Source organism: Shewanella marinintestina (assembly GCF_023283845.1).
Classification (GTDB): domain Bacteria; phylum Pseudomonadota; class Gammaproteobacteria; order Enterobacterales; family Shewanellaceae; genus Shewanella; species Shewanella marinintestina.
Map to the genome: position 1 here is coordinate 118,552 of NZ_JAKILC010000007.1, position 15,149 is coordinate 133,700.

At 41.2% G+C, this 15,149-nt stretch carries 15 protein-coding genes; 5 read left to right on the forward strand and 10 right to left on the reverse strand.

All coding sequences use genetic code 11. The annotated features are described in order from the left end of the window. Positions 1–9 precede the first annotated feature (9 nt). From L2747_RS09805 to L2747_RS09815, 3 genes are read right to left on the reverse strand one after another with little or no spacing between them, the layout of a single operon-like run. Positions 10–1,617: a PepSY-associated TM helix domain-containing protein gene (locus tag L2747_RS09805; RefSeq protein WP_248998855.1), complete on the reverse strand. Its 1,608-nt coding sequence runs from the start codon at positions 1,615–1,617 to the stop codon at positions 10–12. Beyond that, positions 1,614–1,910, reverse strand: coding sequence for a hypothetical protein (locus L2747_RS09810; RefSeq protein WP_248998856.1), 297 nt, complete (start codon positions 1,908–1,910; stop codon positions 1,614–1,616). Before L2747_RS09810 ends, L2747_RS09805 begins: the two co-directional genes overlap by 4 nt. Beyond that, positions 1,910–2,176, reverse strand: coding sequence for a hypothetical protein (locus tag L2747_RS09815; RefSeq protein WP_220780271.1), 267 nt, complete (start codon positions 2,174–2,176; stop codon positions 1,910–1,912). Before L2747_RS09815 ends, L2747_RS09810 begins: the two co-directional genes overlap by 1 nt. Before the next feature lie 141 nt (positions 2,177–2,317). Here L2747_RS09815 and L2747_RS09820 point away from each other — a divergent pair, with 141 nt between their 5' ends. Further along, entirely contained in the window at positions 2,318–4,381 is a 2,064-nt protein-coding gene (locus L2747_RS09820) for a TonB-dependent receptor (RefSeq protein ID WP_248998857.1), read from the forward strand. A gap of 44 nt (positions 4,382–4,425) precedes the next feature. Here the strand turns inward: L2747_RS09820 and L2747_RS09825 are convergent, their stop codons facing one another. From L2747_RS09825 to L2747_RS09835, 3 genes are all read right to left on the reverse strand, one after another. After that, positions 4,426–4,953, reverse strand: coding sequence for a YgjV family protein (locus L2747_RS09825; RefSeq protein ID WP_248998858.1), 528 nt, complete (start codon positions 4,951–4,953; stop codon positions 4,426–4,428). Between the two features lie 128 nt (positions 4,954–5,081). Further along, positions 5,082–5,708 carry a Crp/Fnr family transcriptional regulator gene (locus tag L2747_RS09830; RefSeq protein WP_248998859.1) on the reverse strand — a complete coding sequence of 209 codons (627 nt, stop codon included), beginning with the start codon at positions 5,706–5,708 and terminating at the stop codon, positions 5,082–5,084. 83 nt (positions 5,709–5,791) lie between these two features. Then, a complete protein-coding gene (locus L2747_RS09835) occupies positions 5,792–7,042 on the reverse strand; it encodes an MFS transporter (RefSeq protein WP_248998860.1) in 1,251 nt (416 codons plus the stop codon). Between the two features lie 102 nt (positions 7,043–7,144). Between L2747_RS09835 and L2747_RS09840 the strand changes: the two genes are divergently transcribed. Next, the gene (locus tag L2747_RS09840) at positions 7,145–7,930 is read left to right on the forward strand and encodes an AraC family transcriptional regulator (protein WP_248998861.1); all 786 of its coding nucleotides are present in this window, start codon (positions 7,145–7,147) and stop codon (positions 7,928–7,930) included. A gap of 25 nt (positions 7,931–7,955) precedes the next feature. On the opposite strand, the gene L2747_RS09845 is transcribed toward L2747_RS09840, so the two are convergent. Beyond that, entirely contained in the window at positions 7,956–8,243 is a 288-nt protein-coding gene (locus tag L2747_RS09845) for a DUF6482 family protein (protein WP_248998862.1), read from the reverse strand. Between the two features lie 171 nt (positions 8,244–8,414). On the opposite strand from L2747_RS09845, the gene L2747_RS09850 reads away from it, so the two are divergent. Then, positions 8,415–8,930 carry a hypothetical protein gene (locus tag L2747_RS09850; protein WP_248998863.1) on the forward strand — a complete coding sequence of 172 codons (516 nt, stop codon included), beginning with the start codon at positions 8,415–8,417 and terminating at the stop codon, positions 8,928–8,930. 83 nt (positions 8,931–9,013) lie between these two features. Here the strand turns inward: L2747_RS09850 and L2747_RS09855 are convergent, their stop codons facing one another. Beyond that, the gene (locus tag L2747_RS09855; protein ID WP_248998864.1) at positions 9,014–9,538 is read right to left on the reverse strand and encodes a hypothetical protein; all 525 of its coding nucleotides are present in this window, start codon (positions 9,536–9,538) and stop codon (positions 9,014–9,016) included. Between the two features lie 165 nt (positions 9,539–9,703). Next, a complete protein-coding gene (locus tag L2747_RS09860) occupies positions 9,704–10,090 on the reverse strand; it encodes a DUF2541 family protein (RefSeq protein WP_248998865.1) in 387 nt (128 codons plus the stop codon). 415 nt (positions 10,091–10,505) lie between these two features. Between L2747_RS09860 and L2747_RS09865 the strand changes: the two genes are divergently transcribed. After that, the gene (locus L2747_RS09865) at positions 10,506–11,807 is read left to right on the forward strand and encodes an NAD(P)/FAD-dependent oxidoreductase (protein ID WP_248998866.1); all 1,302 of its coding nucleotides are present in this window, start codon (positions 10,506–10,508) and stop codon (positions 11,805–11,807) included. Positions 11,808–11,906: 99 nt separating this feature from the next. On the opposite strand, the gene L2747_RS09870 is transcribed toward L2747_RS09865, so the two are convergent. Further along, a complete protein-coding gene (locus L2747_RS09870) occupies positions 11,907–12,203 on the reverse strand; it encodes a DNA polymerase III subunit epsilon (protein WP_248469702.1) in 297 nt (98 codons plus the stop codon). A gap of 687 nt (positions 12,204–12,890) precedes the next feature. On the opposite strand from L2747_RS09870, the gene L2747_RS09875 reads away from it, so the two are divergent. Beyond that, on the forward strand, positions 12,891–14,720 hold the full coding sequence (locus tag L2747_RS09875; RefSeq protein WP_248998867.1) for a leukocidin family pore-forming toxin: 1,830 nt from the start codon (positions 12,891–12,893) through the stop codon (positions 14,718–14,720). The last annotated feature ends 429 nt before the right edge of the window (positions 14,721–15,149 follow it).

The following is a 15,149-nucleotide window of genomic DNA, read 5'->3' on the forward strand; positions in this document are numbered from 1 at the left end:
TACGATAAATCAGACCTCATTAATCACTAGCTTGCTGCTTGTTTTAGGCTCAATAGCCCAAATACTATTGGGCTCTCCCTGTGCACTGCGGCGCTGGGTTTTAATTGCTGCGAGGTAAAAGATCCCTGCAAACAGTAAAGCCATTAGCTCAATTAATCCGCTACTAAAGTCGGCTGGCGCCCAAGAAGTTAGTCCCGGCACCCATAGGGTTAATAGCGAGCTTATTGGGATTAACAGGCAGCTCAGTGCCAGCAGTTTGAGTAGGTGAATTGCTGCAACGGCAGCCCCTCGTGTAAAGCTATAGATAAGCGCGGCAAAGAAAACTAGGTAGTAACAGCTTAAATAGTGTTGGTTAATCTGCTCATTGAACAAATACAGCCACTTTGTCGCAAGCATTGCGCTACTCACCCCAAGCATAGAGCCTAAACAGATGCCAATGGTGAGTGATGCCATAAAGCGTACTGAGCGTTTTTGCTGGGGCTGTTTTTGACGTCGCTTTTCAAGCCAAAGTCGGTTGCCGCTGTAAAATAAAAATGCCCCTAGCAAACCAAGGCTGAAGTAAATCCAACGGGTAAATCCGCCGCCATAATTACCAAAGTGCAATGCAAAAAAGCTATTAACGATATCGCCATATGGACCGTCTTTTGCTTGATGAACAGTGCTAAATTCAATTTTATAGGTATAGGGGTTTAGATAAATGTAATCGCTATAGCCACCACGCATCACTCGGTCATTGGCAACCACTTCCACTGCAAGCGAGGGCGTGGTGCTAGATAACTTATCGTATTCCATGCTCTTGATTTGGTAATCACTTGCAAGCTGATTAACCCATTCGATATGCTCATTAATTGAAGGTAACTGAGTGACGGAATACTCTATATCTGACTTTGCTCTTGGCTCAAACATAGCTTGCTCGCCATAAACCTGCTGCAGCCCACCATAAAAAGGGTCATGAAAAGCAAACACCACTACAGTCCAGGCTATGATGAGGTGAAATGGCAAGCTAACCACACCAACGAGGTTGTGGCTATCTAACCAAAAGCGGTTGGCACCTTTATGTTGTCGTAACGCAAATAAGCTTTTGACTAATGTTGGCAGTAATACAATGACCCCAGATACTAAAGCAATAAAGTAAAGCAGCGCCGCTAGGCCTAAAATCAACACGCCAATGTCTTCATGACCAAGCTTGCCGGGGATCGCCGCGGTGCGATGTAGCTGATCGATAAGCTCGCCTAACTCATTGGTAGTACTTAGTTGAGTCGTAATATTGCCGTCATCATCTAATGTTGCATGGCGTAAACTATCATCGAGTCTAAAACCGCGTCCGCCGCCTTTCTCAAACCATGTGAGTGGCGATAAATCTGCAGTAAAATTGACCTTAAAGCCATCGGCGGCCTTGTCGTATTGATTAACGGCTTTGCTAATTAATTGATCGTAATCTTGCAGTGCGATTGGTCTTAGCTGAGTGTGCGGTGGGGTTGCCCATTGTTCAATTTGCGGCTTGAACATGGTGAGTGCACCGGCGAAAAAGGCGATGAATAATAGCAGTCCAGTGGTGATCCCTGTCCAAGTATGAATCGATTGATAAGTTCGCAATACATCTGAGCGAATTTTCATTGTAACCACCACAAAAAAGCAAAAATTGAATAAACCAGTGCATTCGCACCTAATAAGGTTATAAAAGCGCTTTTAGCACTGCGAAATAGAAATACGCCAGCCAAAATTGGCAACCAGATCAAGCTAATCATCCACATATTGAACTGCACCTTGACCGGTGCATCGATACCACCTGGGCCGAACCATGCAAACAGGGCAACGCTTCCGTAAGCAAAGCTTAAGCCTAAAAAGAGGGCTATAAAGCTCTTGCGCCACCAATGAGGCTGAATTTTGTGTTGCTGAACACTTGGCATTAGCACTCTTCTCGGCTATCAAATAAGGTGGAAAGCGGCAGAGCGATTAACAAGGTCATGGCTGTAAATAGCCAGGTAAAGATTGCGGCTGTGGGGGTAAGTAGTTGCCACCAACTTAATAGTGCAAATAACAGCAGGCAAGCGCCTAACCAAGCTAGCACCTTAGGTTGAGGTTTTCGTAGCAAGCGCTGATGTTTGCTAGTGGCATAAATCAGCCCACTACCAATGATTGTCAGAATAACTGCGGCTAGTTGAAACCCTTCCATTTGTTTCCTCTCTTGTGATCAATATTTCAGATTTGGGTAAATGGTAATGTAAATGTGAACTGTTCGCAATTGCGAGTCATTATCATTTACTGTAAATTGTTGCCGCAACAAATTGATACTAACTGTAACTAGAGGTAACCCATGGAATTAAGGGTGTTTAGAAGAAATCTTGTTGTCACTGCTATCTTATGTAGTCCTATTTTTACGCCAGCTTATGCTGACAATATGGTGCCTGATGCAGGGATTGAAGTGATTACTGTATATGGTGAAAAGGTTGAGCGTAGCCTAAAAGATACCACTTCATCAGTTGCGGTTATTGATAAGGAGACCTTAGATAGTGGTCAATATCAGTCTGTTTCAGCTGCGTTGTCAGAAGTGCCCAACATAGTGGTCACCACTGGTGCGGTTCCTGATGTTCGTGGTGTAACGGGTAATGGTAGCGCGACAGGTTTTAACTCTTTTACTGGTGGTGCTAAAGCTCGTGTTTCGACCTTAGTTGATGGCGTAGCAGAACCTTTTGTTGCTGACCTTACTGGTGATACAGGTCTTTGGGATATTGAGCAAATTGAAGTATTTCGCGGCCCACAATCAACCATTAATGGTCGCAATAGCATCGGTGGCACGGTATTTATTAAAACCGCCGATCCAACCTTTGATTGGCAGGGAGCGGCGCGCATAGGCTATCGTGACCAAGATAGCTTTGTAGACAGTGCGGTAATGTTGTCGGGCCCGATTCTGGACGACCAATTAGCGTTTCGTATCACTGGGCAAAATGTAACGGGTAACACCTACAATAAAGGTGAAGTTTACTCAACCAACCCAAAAACCTTCGACCAAAATGAATTAGATACCAATCGCTGGCGCGGCAAGCTGTTGTGGCAACCAGCAGGGCTTGAAGACTTAAGTATTCAATACAGTTTTGCTTATAACGATGAACGTGGCGACTCTGGGCGTAACTACTTTAAAGGTGACGACCCTTGGGCTTATGAGCCAATTTTTCAACGTTATATTAAAACCAAATCAAGTACTCATTCAGTCAACTTTGATTACCAGCTTAGCGAGGGCCAAGCATTAGATCTGCTGGTCGCTTATATGGATTACGATTGGGGCTTTGACTCTTACGAGCCCATTGCCACAGACGAAGCTACAGTGGCAATGAATGATAAAAGCTACACGGTTGATGGTAAGTACAGCTTTGGTTTAAACGATAGAGATTTCAATGGTTTTGTTGGCCTTGCTTATTACAAGCGGGAACAAGATTTTAGCAGTGTCGGCGGCTTTAGTTATGGTGGTGACGACAGCAGCACTTCATCATCGGTTTATGGTGAGCTGACCTATGCATTGGCTGACAAGTGGTGGTTAACCGCGGGTGGTCGGGTGATGCGCGACGAGCAAACTCGAAACTTTGCCATGCAGTTTCGTGGCAGCGCCGTTGATGAGCTCTTAGATAAAGCCAAAACCGTTGCTTTACCTAAGCTTGTGCTGCAATACGGTTTGAGTGAGAGCACAACGTTAGCCTTAAGTGGTCGCCAAGGCTATAACGCTGGTGGTGGTGCACTAGCGCTGACGCCGGGTGGTGGTGATTACTACTATTACGATGAAGAGTCGGTTGATACCTATGAGCTCAGTTCACGTAGTAGTTTCGATAATAGTAACGTTAGCTTAAATGCTAACTTGTTCTATAACGACTATGACGGTTACCAAGCTTCAAACAGCCTTCGCCGGATCACTAACATTGATAAAGCCGTCACCTATGGTTTAGAGCTAGAGTTTATTGCGATGTTGGGCAGTGACTGGCAGTTAGTATCTGGTGCGGGTTGGTTAGAGTCTGAGATCAAACAAGCCGATCCAAGCTATGGTGACATTATTGGCAATGAGCTAAATTCAGCGCCCAATTTTACCGCTAACTTAGGACTAAAATATTGGTTTAATGATGAAATAACCTTTGGTGTATCAGGCAATTATGTTGATGAGTATTTTGCGGATATTGCCAATACGCCTGAGCGAGTTGCAGGTGATTACATCGTAAGCCGCTTAAATATTGATTACCAAACAGAACAATGGCGTATAAGTGCCTTTGTAAACAACCTGTTTGACGAAAAAGCACTGACAGTTAATGAGCCGCCGGGGCGTGGCTATGATCATGGTTACGCAGCTGTCGTTGACCCTCGCAATATTGGTGTGTCAGTGATGTACAGTTTTTAATTACTAATCTGTTGTTACTAATAAATAAGGGAGCCAAGGCCCCCTTATTTAAATACCATCGACTTTAAACTTGTACTCGTTAATGGAAAGTTGTAGTGCCGACAGTAGCCAATTAGGTTACTGCCGATAAAAAGTAGTTCCATAACAATAGCAGCCGGTGAGTCGACTAATATGTTATTTATTAACCAAATGCTAGTGCCAAAGAGCATAAGTTGCCTTAGTTGGCGGTCATGCTGGCAAAATGCCGCAATAGTTTGGACTGTACTGCCTGCAAAACTAAGCAAGCTAAGTCCGCCACTAAAGGTAAACATCATGGCTAACGTGTTGAGTAATAGGAAAAACACTAATAAGCGTTTGGAGTGACTGAAAATAGTGACGAAATAACGGAACGCTGCCAACAGCATGAGTAAGGCTGCTGTCCACTGTTCGAGTAAGGCAAAGTGACAGCTAATGATTACGCCGGAAAAACAAAGGCAGCTAACAATCTTGCTTTTTCGTTTAAATTGAAATGAAACTAAATCAGCAATCATAGCGATGACAATAAGCCATTGCGACAGAATGAAATCAGACATATTAAAACCTTAGCCGAGCAGACTTACACTTTGTAGGTCTTTATTCTGTTAAGGTTAAGCGCTTTGTTTCTTGTCGAAATTAACCTAAGTTAATTTGGTGTAATTTATTCTTTATCTCTACTGCTCGCTTATCCTTTTGCTAGACGGGCTTTTAAGCGCGATAAGCTCACAGCATTGATCCCAATATAGCTCGCCAGCTGAATATTATTCAATTTCTCAACCCACATCGAGCGATGCTGTTGTAAAAATAGATAACGTTGCTCTGGGGTATTGAGCAATAGAAGCGCTTCTTTCTGTTCTTTATAGATAAGTTGTTGGCTTAATAGCGCTATTTTGGCTGTTTGCCAGTTAGGTTTATCAAGTAAGCTAAGTGGCAGTTGTATGAGTTGGGTAGGGGTAATGGCTTCGAGTTGATATTGGGGTAAAGATTGTGTCAGCCAACAGTCGTATAAAAAGCATAGTTCATTGTCAAAATAAAACTCTTTTGATAAATCGTTGCCTTTGTCATTGTAATGACAAGCTTTGATAATTCCCGACACAATAAAAAAGGCATCAGACTGAGTTGCACCTTGATGCAGTAATACCTGCCCCTCTGATACACTTTTAAGTTTAGCTTGGCTTAAGGCATCGTCAATTGCATCTTGATTGAGTCCCTGTGCTGTTAAAAACAGGCTTAGCGCTGAGAGGTGACACACTTCTTGAGCTTCTGTTTCGCCAAGAGGGGCCGTACTTATATTGCTGTCACTCGGAGACATTATTACACCTTCGCTATACCGTATTCCTCCCCATTAAGGGTCGCATTTATCAGGCTAGCTTAAAAGGGAGAAACAGAAATTAGTTAATTATTATCGAGTTGTGGCTGGCAGATAAGCGTTGGCTTTGTTACCGCAATAATTTCATCTTTTGCCGCGAGCCAGGCAAAACCACCCCAAAATAAACTGCATAGAGCACAAATCATTAAAGGTAATTGCCAGCTAGTCGTTTGCTCATGAATCTCACCCATTATCATTGGGCCAGTCGCTGCAACCAGATAGCCTAAGAACTGCGCCATGCCTGACAATGTTGCAGCCTGATAGGCGCTTGAGGTGCGTAGACTTATTAAAGCAAGTGCAACAATAAAACCGCCGCCAGCCCCAAAGCCAAACAACATTCCCCAGATCATTGCCTGAGATGGTATCAGTAACAGCCCTATGATGCCGACAAACGCCATAAGAGTTAGCGCTAAACTAAGCAAGCGTTTATCTTTAATTCTTCCCATAAACGGAATAAGCACTAAAGCGGGAACGGCAGTAAATAGCTGTAATACACCATGGATAACGCCAGCCTGATGATGACTATAGCCTTTGTCGACCAAAATCGTTGGCAGCCAGCTAATAAAGATGTACATCAGGAACGAATTCAGAGCTAAAAAGAGCGTTATTTGCCATGCGCTGCTGTTTCGCCAAAGGTAACTATGGCTTTCCAGTTGCAGAGTGTCTTTGCTTGGTGCGGTATGATTTTTTAACTGTGGTAACCATACAAGCATCGCAATAATAGGAAATACGACTAGGCTTGCAAGTGCAACGGCCCAACTAGGGATCACATTAATTGACAAGCGTTCAGCAAACCCTGTTAGTGGGATAGCTAAGCTGGCGCTGATAGCAGAACCAGCCCCCATCATTAACACATATATTGAGGTGATGGTGGTAATTTGGGTTGGGAAGTCGCGCTTAATTAGGCTAGGTAACAGTACATTAGCAAAGGCAATACCGGCACCAATAATAACGGTACCAAGAAACAATGCGCTAGAAGAGCCAAATGAACGCACGCACAGTCCACTTACGACAAATAGTAACGACAGCATGAGTGCTTGCTCGAGGCCTAATTTTCCGCCTAACTTTGACGCCACAGGTGAGAAAAATGCAAAAGCCAATAACGGCAAGGTGGTTAGCATTCCCGCCTGTGTAGCCGAGAGGTGTAGTTCGGCTCTTATGGCATCAAGTAGTGGTCCAACACCGGTAATAGGGCTACGTAAACTGATAGCAATGAGCAATATGCCGAATAGTAAAAAACCTGTGCTGGCAAAACGAGAAGGATGCGCTGAAGTCATATTAGGCCTCATGATTACAATAAAGTGCGCTAGCTTACGCTTCTAACTGCTTACTGTATTGAGCTATAGTGACTCTATATTGCTAAAAACGGTCAAGTTCTCATGCTAGATACCCCATCATCCATCAATTTTGACTCCGATGATTACCCGCAAGCGGTGGTTGCCACTCGTTTTGTTGCTGAACAAGAGTATGCAGAGACGCCGGTTCATCAGCATCATAAGTGTCAGTTGGTGCTTGCCCTTAATGGCTATGTAAAGTGTAAAATTGCAGATGCAATCTGGATAGTACCGCCTAATTGTGCCGTTTGGATCCCAAGCCAAGTCACCCACAGTAATCAAGTGTCTAAAAATGCCAATGTGTGCATGTTGTTTGTTGATCCTGCTATTGAGGGGATGCCCGTATCGAGTTGCACCTTATCTGTGACGCCACTGCTAAGAGAGCTGATTGCCCATTTAACTGAGGTTGAGCAAAACTACCCCAAACACAGTGCGACCGATAAGTTGGTCGATGTGTTGATTGAGCAATTACGCTCTATGCCAACCGAGCATTTCGATTTTCCGCTTCCAGCAGAACCTAGATTAAAAGCGATTGCGAACCGCTTATTATCAGCGCCGGAAGATAGGCGGACTGTAGGGCAATGGGCAAGTGAGTTTGCCATGAGTGAGCGGACGCTATCTCGATTGGTTAAGAATGAAATTGGCCTGACATTTGGCCGCTGGCGGGGGCAACTACATATCGTCCTTGCGCTGCAAAAGCTTTCCACTGGCGATTCGGTGCAGCGCATTGCCGATGAGCTAGGTTATGAGTCTGTAAGCGCTTTCATTACGTTTTTTAAGAAAACATTAGGTAAATCTCCAAAACAATATATGAAGCTTAAAGAGCCATAACTTTCGCCCAATGAGTTATCAGGTTTTACAGCTTAATGGTTTCTTTATAGCTGCCGCAGTGGGGCAAACCGCACATTTCATCGTAGGCCGTTTGATATTCAAGCTCTGCGGTTTGATACTGATGACTTCTCAGTAACTGCTTAGCTTGAGCGAGTGACGATACACACTGAATACTCGACTCTTCATTGAGTTCGATAAAGTTGTTATTGCCATCTACACTGCCAACTAAATAGTGAGTGGCATCTGCTACACCAATGATTTTAGGTTGGGCGTTTAAAGATGCTAAAGATTGCGTAACCTGAGGACTATTCATACTTTGCTCCTTGTCGTTTTGGTGCACTACGCCTCTGATTATTAAATGGTTCAACAATTCAGCAGATTGTTTTCTCTAGTGAAGATTAATAAAGTTTAAAAGTCAGTGTTTGAAGAACTAGGTATACTCAGCATTATGGCAGGTTAGCCATTGATTTGTTGGAGAATATAAATGCAGTTTAAGACGGTTATGGTTCCAGTAGCTTTAGCGATTGGCTTAAGTGGTTGTGGTTATTTTGGTGGCGATGAAAAGCAGCAATTAGAGCAAGCTTGGTTAGCAAAAGATGAGCAGTTGCAGCAGGTTATTGAACAGATCCGTAGCCAAGGCATTGAAGCCGTAGCTAAAGGTGCAGATGCTGGCAGCGTTGCAGCTTGTGTAGCGGGAAAACTTGAGATGGATCCGCTAGGTGAGCTAGTAAACGTAGAAGGCGCTTTAGTTGAGTCGGCAAAGGTCGCTGAGCTAATGAGTGAGCTTGAAGGGCTTATGGAGCAAGATTTTAGCTTAGAGAATATGTCGAGCTTAATGCAAAAAGGCGCAGATGCCGCTGCGTACGCCAAGCAGATTATTGCCGATCAAGGCATTGAAAAAGGCCTTGAACACTTGCAAAAAATGGCCACGGCTAGCGAAGAGTTTGCTAGCCAAGATCTAGGCGCACATTTCCAGCAGCTATTAAGCGAGTGTCAGTGACAGCTTTGTTTTATCAAGTGATAGTGACGATTGAATAATAAAATGACCACCGATGAGTGGTCATTTTTGTTTAGCGACTTTGCTTATTCAAGGTCGATGGTAACTACGTTAGTCATGCCTGGTGTTAACTTTAACATCCCTGTCGTGTAGAACTTGCCATCTTTAGCCTTAGCTTTCATATAATACTGGCCGCTATTAATCATTGTGGTGCGAGTGTTGTATGCGGGAGTGTGCTTGTCGGCCATCCAGCCATTTTCATCAACGGTATATAAGTACTGATCAGCTTTTAATGCTGCGCCGCTATCTTGGTGAAATGCAAGAAAGCGCACCATGGTCATACCCTTCGGATTTTTCTCCAGCTCAATAGAGCGGATCACGCCATAATCTCTGCTGGTTTTTCCCGTTAGAGGAGCGTAGATATCTTCTGACTTATTCGAATATTGCGGTTGGTTATGGCTATAACCAGGATTTGGAGAGTTGCTAGATGAGTTTGTCGTCGATGAGCCGATGCTAGCGATATCAGCAACAGAGCTAGTAATATTTCTAATGTCATTACTTTTACAGGCGCACAGACTAAGCGCCAAAGCGCAAAGAACAACTTTTTTCATATTTTAATCCATTAAGTCAAAGCGAAAATCCTTTTAAGTGACTATAAATATAGCCAAACAAAACTGAGGTTAATGTTTGAAATAGTTACAGTCACTTAAGTTTGCAGGCTAAATTAGCAACCGCTAACTTTGTGGTCAATAGTACAATCGTCTGGTTTTACGCGATTATTTTTTACGACCAAATACTTTTAGGCCAGCTTTTGAACCGTCAGAGTTACCAAATACTTCAAGCTTTTTAACGCAGCGACGGTAGCCAAAACTGCGCCAGTCAGTGTGCTTATCTTCTTTCAAATCACGATAGAAATTAATGGTTTTAGTTTGACCATTGTTAAAAGTCACCTTGACTCTTTCTAGATGCAGATCACGTTCGGCTTTTACACGAATTGCATCTGTTTTACGGCAAACTAAAAGTGGGATCTTAGCGCCATGATCACCGCCGCTTAATAAAATTGTACGGCCAAGGGTGATTTGTTCACCAGCAATAACGCTTGAACTAGTAACTAACAGACTTGCAGCCACAACTAGGCTAGCGATTAGAGATTGGATTTTCATATCTTAATTGAGTGATGTAAAAGGGCGGCTAAATTAGTTGTTTGTTTGCTTTTTAGCTATTAAATCTTGAGTAAATTTAGATCTTGCTAGCAATTATTTAGACAATCAATGTACTAAAGAGCACTATGCGGATAGTGGCGTGGTTATATAGTGAGCATTTGTGTGAACTTGGCTATGTTATCAGTTCTGTTTGATGATCTGCTTTTGGTTGCCTTATGTCGACAGTTGTGTTGGTTTTGCGATTTACAGTGGTTAAATCAACTGATTTTTGTCAAAAAAACAAATTTATTCAACGTGACTTAGATCTTGTTTTACGTCAACATAAGCACAGATAAAGTAAGTGATTGTTAAATTAGTGTCTAGTCCTATTGATGTATAGATAAGTCAGTAGTAGACCTATGTGAGGAAACAAAAGATGAGATCGGCAAACCCTAAAATAGTCATCGTAGGCGGTGGAGCGGGTGGTTTAGAACTAGCGACTCAATTAGGGCATAAACTGGGTAAAAAGAACCTAGCTCAAATTATCTTAGTTGATAGAAATCGTACTCATATTTGGAAGCCTTTACTGCATGAGGTTGCTACCGGTTCGCTAGATTCTGCACTTGATGGAGTGGTGTATTCAGCGCATGCTGCTAAACATGGCTATCAATTTCAGCTCGGTACCTTTTGCGGTTTAGATGAGGCTACTCAGTCAATTTCAGTCGCGCCGATTGTTGATGAAGCGGGTAAGGTTATGTTGCCTGAACGCCAGATTCAGTATGACAAATTAGTGATTGCTATCGGCAGTGTCAGTAATGACTTTAATACTCCGGGCGTTAAAGAGAACAGCTTCTTCTTAGACTCGCACCAGCAAGCTAACCGTTTTCATAATGCACTTTTAGATAGTTTTACTCGCGTACATCAATCAGAAAGTATCAATGAGCTTAATATCGCCATTGTTGGTGGTGGCGCAACGGGTGTTGAATTGTCGGCAGAGCTTTATCATGTGACTGACATGCTTAAAGTTTACGGCTTAAGTAAGATGACAGCCGACAAGCTTAATATTCACTTGATTGAAGCGGGTGAGCGTATTTTACCGGCATTGCCAGAGCGTATTGCCACTTCAGCTAGAGTTGAACTGAGTAAGCTTGGCGTTAATGTGATGGAGAATACCCGTATTAGCGAGGCGACTGCCGCAGGCTTTGTGACTTCTGAAGGTAAGCTGATTGAGGCAAATATCATGCTTTGGGCCGCAGGGGTAAAAGCACCTGACTTTATTAAAGATATCGGATTATTTGAGCTAAACCGTGCCAACCAAATTATGGTTAAGCCAAACCTGTTAAGTACGGTGAGCGACGATATTTATGTAATAGGTGATTGCTGCGCTTGCCAACAAGCTGATGGTAGCTTTGTGCCGCCACGTGCACAGTCTGCACACCAAATGGCCGAGTGTGTTGAGAAGAACATTCTTAATGAGCTTAAAGGCGAATCACTGGTAGATTATGTTTATGTCGATCATGGCTCATTGGTTAACTTATCGCGCTACAGTACTGTTGGTAGCTTGATGGGGAACTTAACTAAAAGCAGCATGTTTGTTGAAGGCAAGATTGCACGTTTAGTGTATATCTCACTTTACCGTATGCACCAGCAGGCAATTCATGGCACTTTTAAGACTATTGCGCTGTGGTGCGCAGAAAAGGTGATGCGTGTGGTGCGCCCAAGAATGAAATTACATTAATGTGTTATAAGTTAAAGTAATAAAAAGGGAAGTTAGTTTAACTTCCCTTTTTTATTTACTGTTTTAGCTCGGTTTTTACCAAGCTAAGTTTGCAGAGCTTTAGTTGTTCGATGCTGAGCCGTCTTCGTCGGTATCAAATGTCGCTTCAATTTGCTGCAACTCTTGCTCTTGTCTAAGTTTAAGCTTTTCTTCTGCTGATAATTTCACTTCATTGAGCAGAGCTGCTTGTCTTTGCTTAAGCTCGTATCTCTCTGGTTTAGTCAGAAACTTATAGGCTTTTGCATTAGAAAGTGCGTAAGCAACAACATCTTCGCCCTTGGTTCTGCGCTCATCTACCCGTTGTGCAAAGCGTTCGTTATCTCGAGCTTTGCGCTGTTCGGCATTTAATTTTTTCATATCTCTCATCCTCATTAGTTGTTACGGCAGCTATTGACTGCCTTCAGTCAAACAAATGAGATCGGTTACACATTTATAAAGCTGATAGCGGATTTTAACATAAAATCCGCTGTGTGCCCCATTGTATCGCGTTTTTGCTGAGGCAGAGGTTTTAGCTTAATACTGCTAGATGATCTTTATAGTAAGCAGAAAAGGGACTGGGAATATTGTAAATATAAAGATTGAATTAAACCAAGTATTATTAATATTGCATATTAAAATAAAGAATAAAGAATAAAGAATAAAGAATAAAGAATAAAGAATAAAGAATAAAGAATAAAGAATAAAGAATAAAGAATAAAGAATAAAGAATAAAGAATAAAGAATAAAGAATAAGAAATGAAAATAATGGGTAATTATTAAGGATGGTTTATTTAGTTAGCTAATAGTGACTAATTCATAGTGTGGTGGGGTTTTTCGCAATATTATATCGTTCGATTTCTCTTTGGTTTTATAGAGTTGTTATTGTCCTTGGTTGGTTTTTATAGTGGGTTAATATATTTTTTTTGGTTTTATAGAATATCTTTGTATATTTATATTAGCGGTTAAATGTTTTAAGTGTTTACGCTTCAAAGTAGTATATTAGTATGTTTAGATCTGTTTTGGATCTTACAGGTTTACGGATTTTTATCTTTAAGGAGGAAGGTTATGTTGAAGTTTATAATTGCACTTTTTTTAATGAGTATGTCGTATTACGCTATATGTAGCAATGATGGCGAGCTATCTTGCTCTAATGAAAGCGATATTCATGTTCCCTTGGGAGTTGCTGCAAATATTATTAGTGATCTTAATGATGCAAGTAAAGTTATTTATATCAATGCAAGCTGCTTTGTTAGTAACGTTACAATATTCGATCTAGTATATGGAGTTAAAGGTAAAGTATTAGATGAAAACTATAGGTACTTCTTTGATTTTAGTACAATTAAAGATGTTAAAGTGAAAAGTAATATAAAGGAAAAGTTTTTACATGCTTTTGGCGTATCATTTGTTGGTGATTTAATAATCCTTACTCGATTTGATTATGAGTTTATGTATACCCAGTTGCGAGGCCGGTATGATGATAATGTTAAGCTTTTAGATGCTGTAAATGACTTAGTTATTATAGGTTTGAATGATGGTTATAAGATAGATAAAGACAAAAAAATACCAAGTTTTGATTTTTATTTAAATGTTAACAAGAATGTAAATGATAAAAACTGTGGTATCGATTGGAATACAACTAATGGTATGTCTAGGTCGTATTTGTGTAAGGATGCTAATATTTCACTTATTTATTATGTGAGTCTGAGGCGGTCACTTTTATTTCAAAATGAAAACGGTGATTCGACGCCAGATGCAAAATATGTAAATATTTCAATAGGTAGGGATGATAAAAAGTCAGAAGGAAGTGGCATACATTTAAATAATAGGTTATACCCACAAATCATTATGTCTAACGGTATATCATGGCCTTTTGGAGGGGCTGAAGCGGAGTGGGCTTCTTCTGCAATAGCAAAGAGTTACCGATTCAACTTTAGAGCTTCCAACAATAAAGCTAGTATTATTAATACTATGCCTAAATCAAATGTAAATTCTAATTTTAACGCGACTAAGACATCGAGCACTGAATATGGTTTAAGCTCACTAAATCCTAAAGATCTGTTAACTGCTAATCACAGCTGGTCAGAATCTTTGGCTCTCTCATTTAATGTACATGACTATCGGATTATTAAAAACTCTAGAAGCGCGCGTAACGTTACTTTTCAATGGGAACGAGAGCAATATCCGACAGCTGAGTCTATAAAAAGTGCGAGTTTAGAAGGGGTAAGTGTACGAAAAGAGTATCCTGGAGATTTAAGTAAAATCCACCCGATAGCATTTAGTGGTTTCTCCCCTTCTATAGCGGTCAATTATATTGCTTCACCCAGTAGCAAGGGGACGACAAATTTTACGATTAACTCCTCAGTTAAAGTTACTGGCTTTAGGTTTAGATCGAGTATTACCGGTTTTTTTGGTGTGAGAACCTATTACTCAAAAGACAGTGATGATCAATCAGTTAATCTGTCTAAGTCAGCTAGTTTTACTGTTGATTGGGAGCATCCTGTATTTTTAGGGGCTTGGCCAGTCAACTTACAGCTTGGTGATTTTAATAATAAGTGCATAACTATAAATAAAAATAATAAGTTAACAACTAAAAAATGTAATTTTAAAGACATGAGACAGGCATTTATTTATGACAGATTTGGCAGGTATATTAGTGTAAACTATAATAGGTTTTGCTTAGATGCGACTAGTTTTCCTACCTTAAAGAGGTGTAACCAAAACTTAAGTCAACGCTGGAAGTGGTCAAGCGAAGGGACTTCGAGAATATTGAGTAATCCATATAAAAATTTAAGTGTTGCATATAGTAAAAAGGACGCGCTTATTCAGGTTGTTAGAACGGGGCAATCAAATACTGATTTAAGCGTTCACTTTTTAACAAGTAGTTTTCCTAAGTAGTTTTCCTAAGTAGTTTTGCGAAGTTACCGAATAGACTTCTAGTTATTGGTAGCTTAGTTAGTTTGTTTTAGCGATTGTTTCAAAAGATTTTTGTAGACTTGGGTATTTGAAGGTTGATTTGGTTTTGTCAGAGACTTGTAGGTTTTCATTGGTAAGCAAGTAAGTAATTGTACTTTATACAAACATGACTATTAACTCTACCAAGCCAATTTAGCCATCAATCACTCCGCTGTAATTTGCACTGTACTTTGGTTAGTCTATTTCGCTCCTTTGTAGCAGGTAGCTTAGTGGTGATCTTGACTAAAATGGCTTATGTGCAAGAGACACTGCAGCTGGTGTCTACAACCCTATTTAGCTTAGCCATCAAAAGGTGCTTAGCACGATTTTATGGCGCTTTAACATTTAGACGAAGACTAAAAGCGAATCTAA

What these genes read in the sequence shown, in the direction of transcription:
- L2747_RS09805 (WP_248998855.1), bottom strand. Translation starts at nt 1,617, where the DNA reads ATGAAAATTCGCTCAGATGTATTGCGAACTTATCAATCGATTCATACT.
- L2747_RS09810 (WP_248998856.1), bottom strand. Translation starts at nt 1,910, where the DNA reads ATGCCAAGTGTTCAGCAACACAAAATTCAGCCTCATTGGTGGCGCAAG.
- L2747_RS09815 (WP_220780271.1), bottom strand. Translation starts at nt 2,176, where the DNA reads ATGGAAGGGTTTCAACTAGCCGCAGTTATTCTGACAATCATTGGTAGT.
- L2747_RS09820 (WP_248998857.1), top strand. Translation starts at nt 2,318, where the DNA reads ATGGAATTAAGGGTGTTTAGAAGAAATCTTGTTGTCACTGCTATCTTA.
- L2747_RS09825 (WP_248998858.1), bottom strand. Translation starts at nt 4,953, where the DNA reads ATGTCTGATTTCATTCTGTCGCAATGGCTTATTGTCATCGCTATGATT.
- L2747_RS09830 (WP_248998859.1), bottom strand. Translation starts at nt 5,708, where the DNA reads ATGTCTCCGAGTGACAGCAATATAAGTACGGCCCCTCTTGGCGAAACA.
- L2747_RS09835 (WP_248998860.1), bottom strand. Translation starts at nt 7,042, where the DNA reads ATGACTTCAGCGCATCCTTCTCGTTTTGCCAGCACAGGTTTTTTACTA.
- L2747_RS09840 (WP_248998861.1), top strand. Translation starts at nt 7,145, where the DNA reads ATGCTAGATACCCCATCATCCATCAATTTTGACTCCGATGATTACCCG.
- L2747_RS09845 (WP_248998862.1), bottom strand. Translation starts at nt 8,243, where the DNA reads ATGAATAGTCCTCAGGTTACGCAATCTTTAGCATCTTTAAACGCCCAA.
- L2747_RS09850 (WP_248998863.1), top strand. Translation starts at nt 8,415, where the DNA reads ATGCAGTTTAAGACGGTTATGGTTCCAGTAGCTTTAGCGATTGGCTTA.
- L2747_RS09855 (WP_248998864.1), bottom strand. Translation starts at nt 9,538, where the DNA reads ATGAAAAAAGTTGTTCTTTGCGCTTTGGCGCTTAGTCTGTGCGCCTGT.
- L2747_RS09860 (WP_248998865.1), bottom strand. Translation starts at nt 10,090, where the DNA reads ATGAAAATCCAATCTCTAATCGCTAGCCTAGTTGTGGCTGCAAGTCTG.
- L2747_RS09865 (WP_248998866.1), top strand. Translation starts at nt 10,506, where the DNA reads ATGAGATCGGCAAACCCTAAAATAGTCATCGTAGGCGGTGGAGCGGGT.
- L2747_RS09870 (WP_248469702.1), bottom strand. Translation starts at nt 12,203, where the DNA reads ATGAAAAAATTAAATGCCGAACAGCGCAAAGCTCGAGATAACGAACGC.
- L2747_RS09875 (WP_248998867.1), top strand. Translation starts at nt 12,891, where the DNA reads ATGTTGAAGTTTATAATTGCACTTTTTTTAATGAGTATGTCGTATTAC.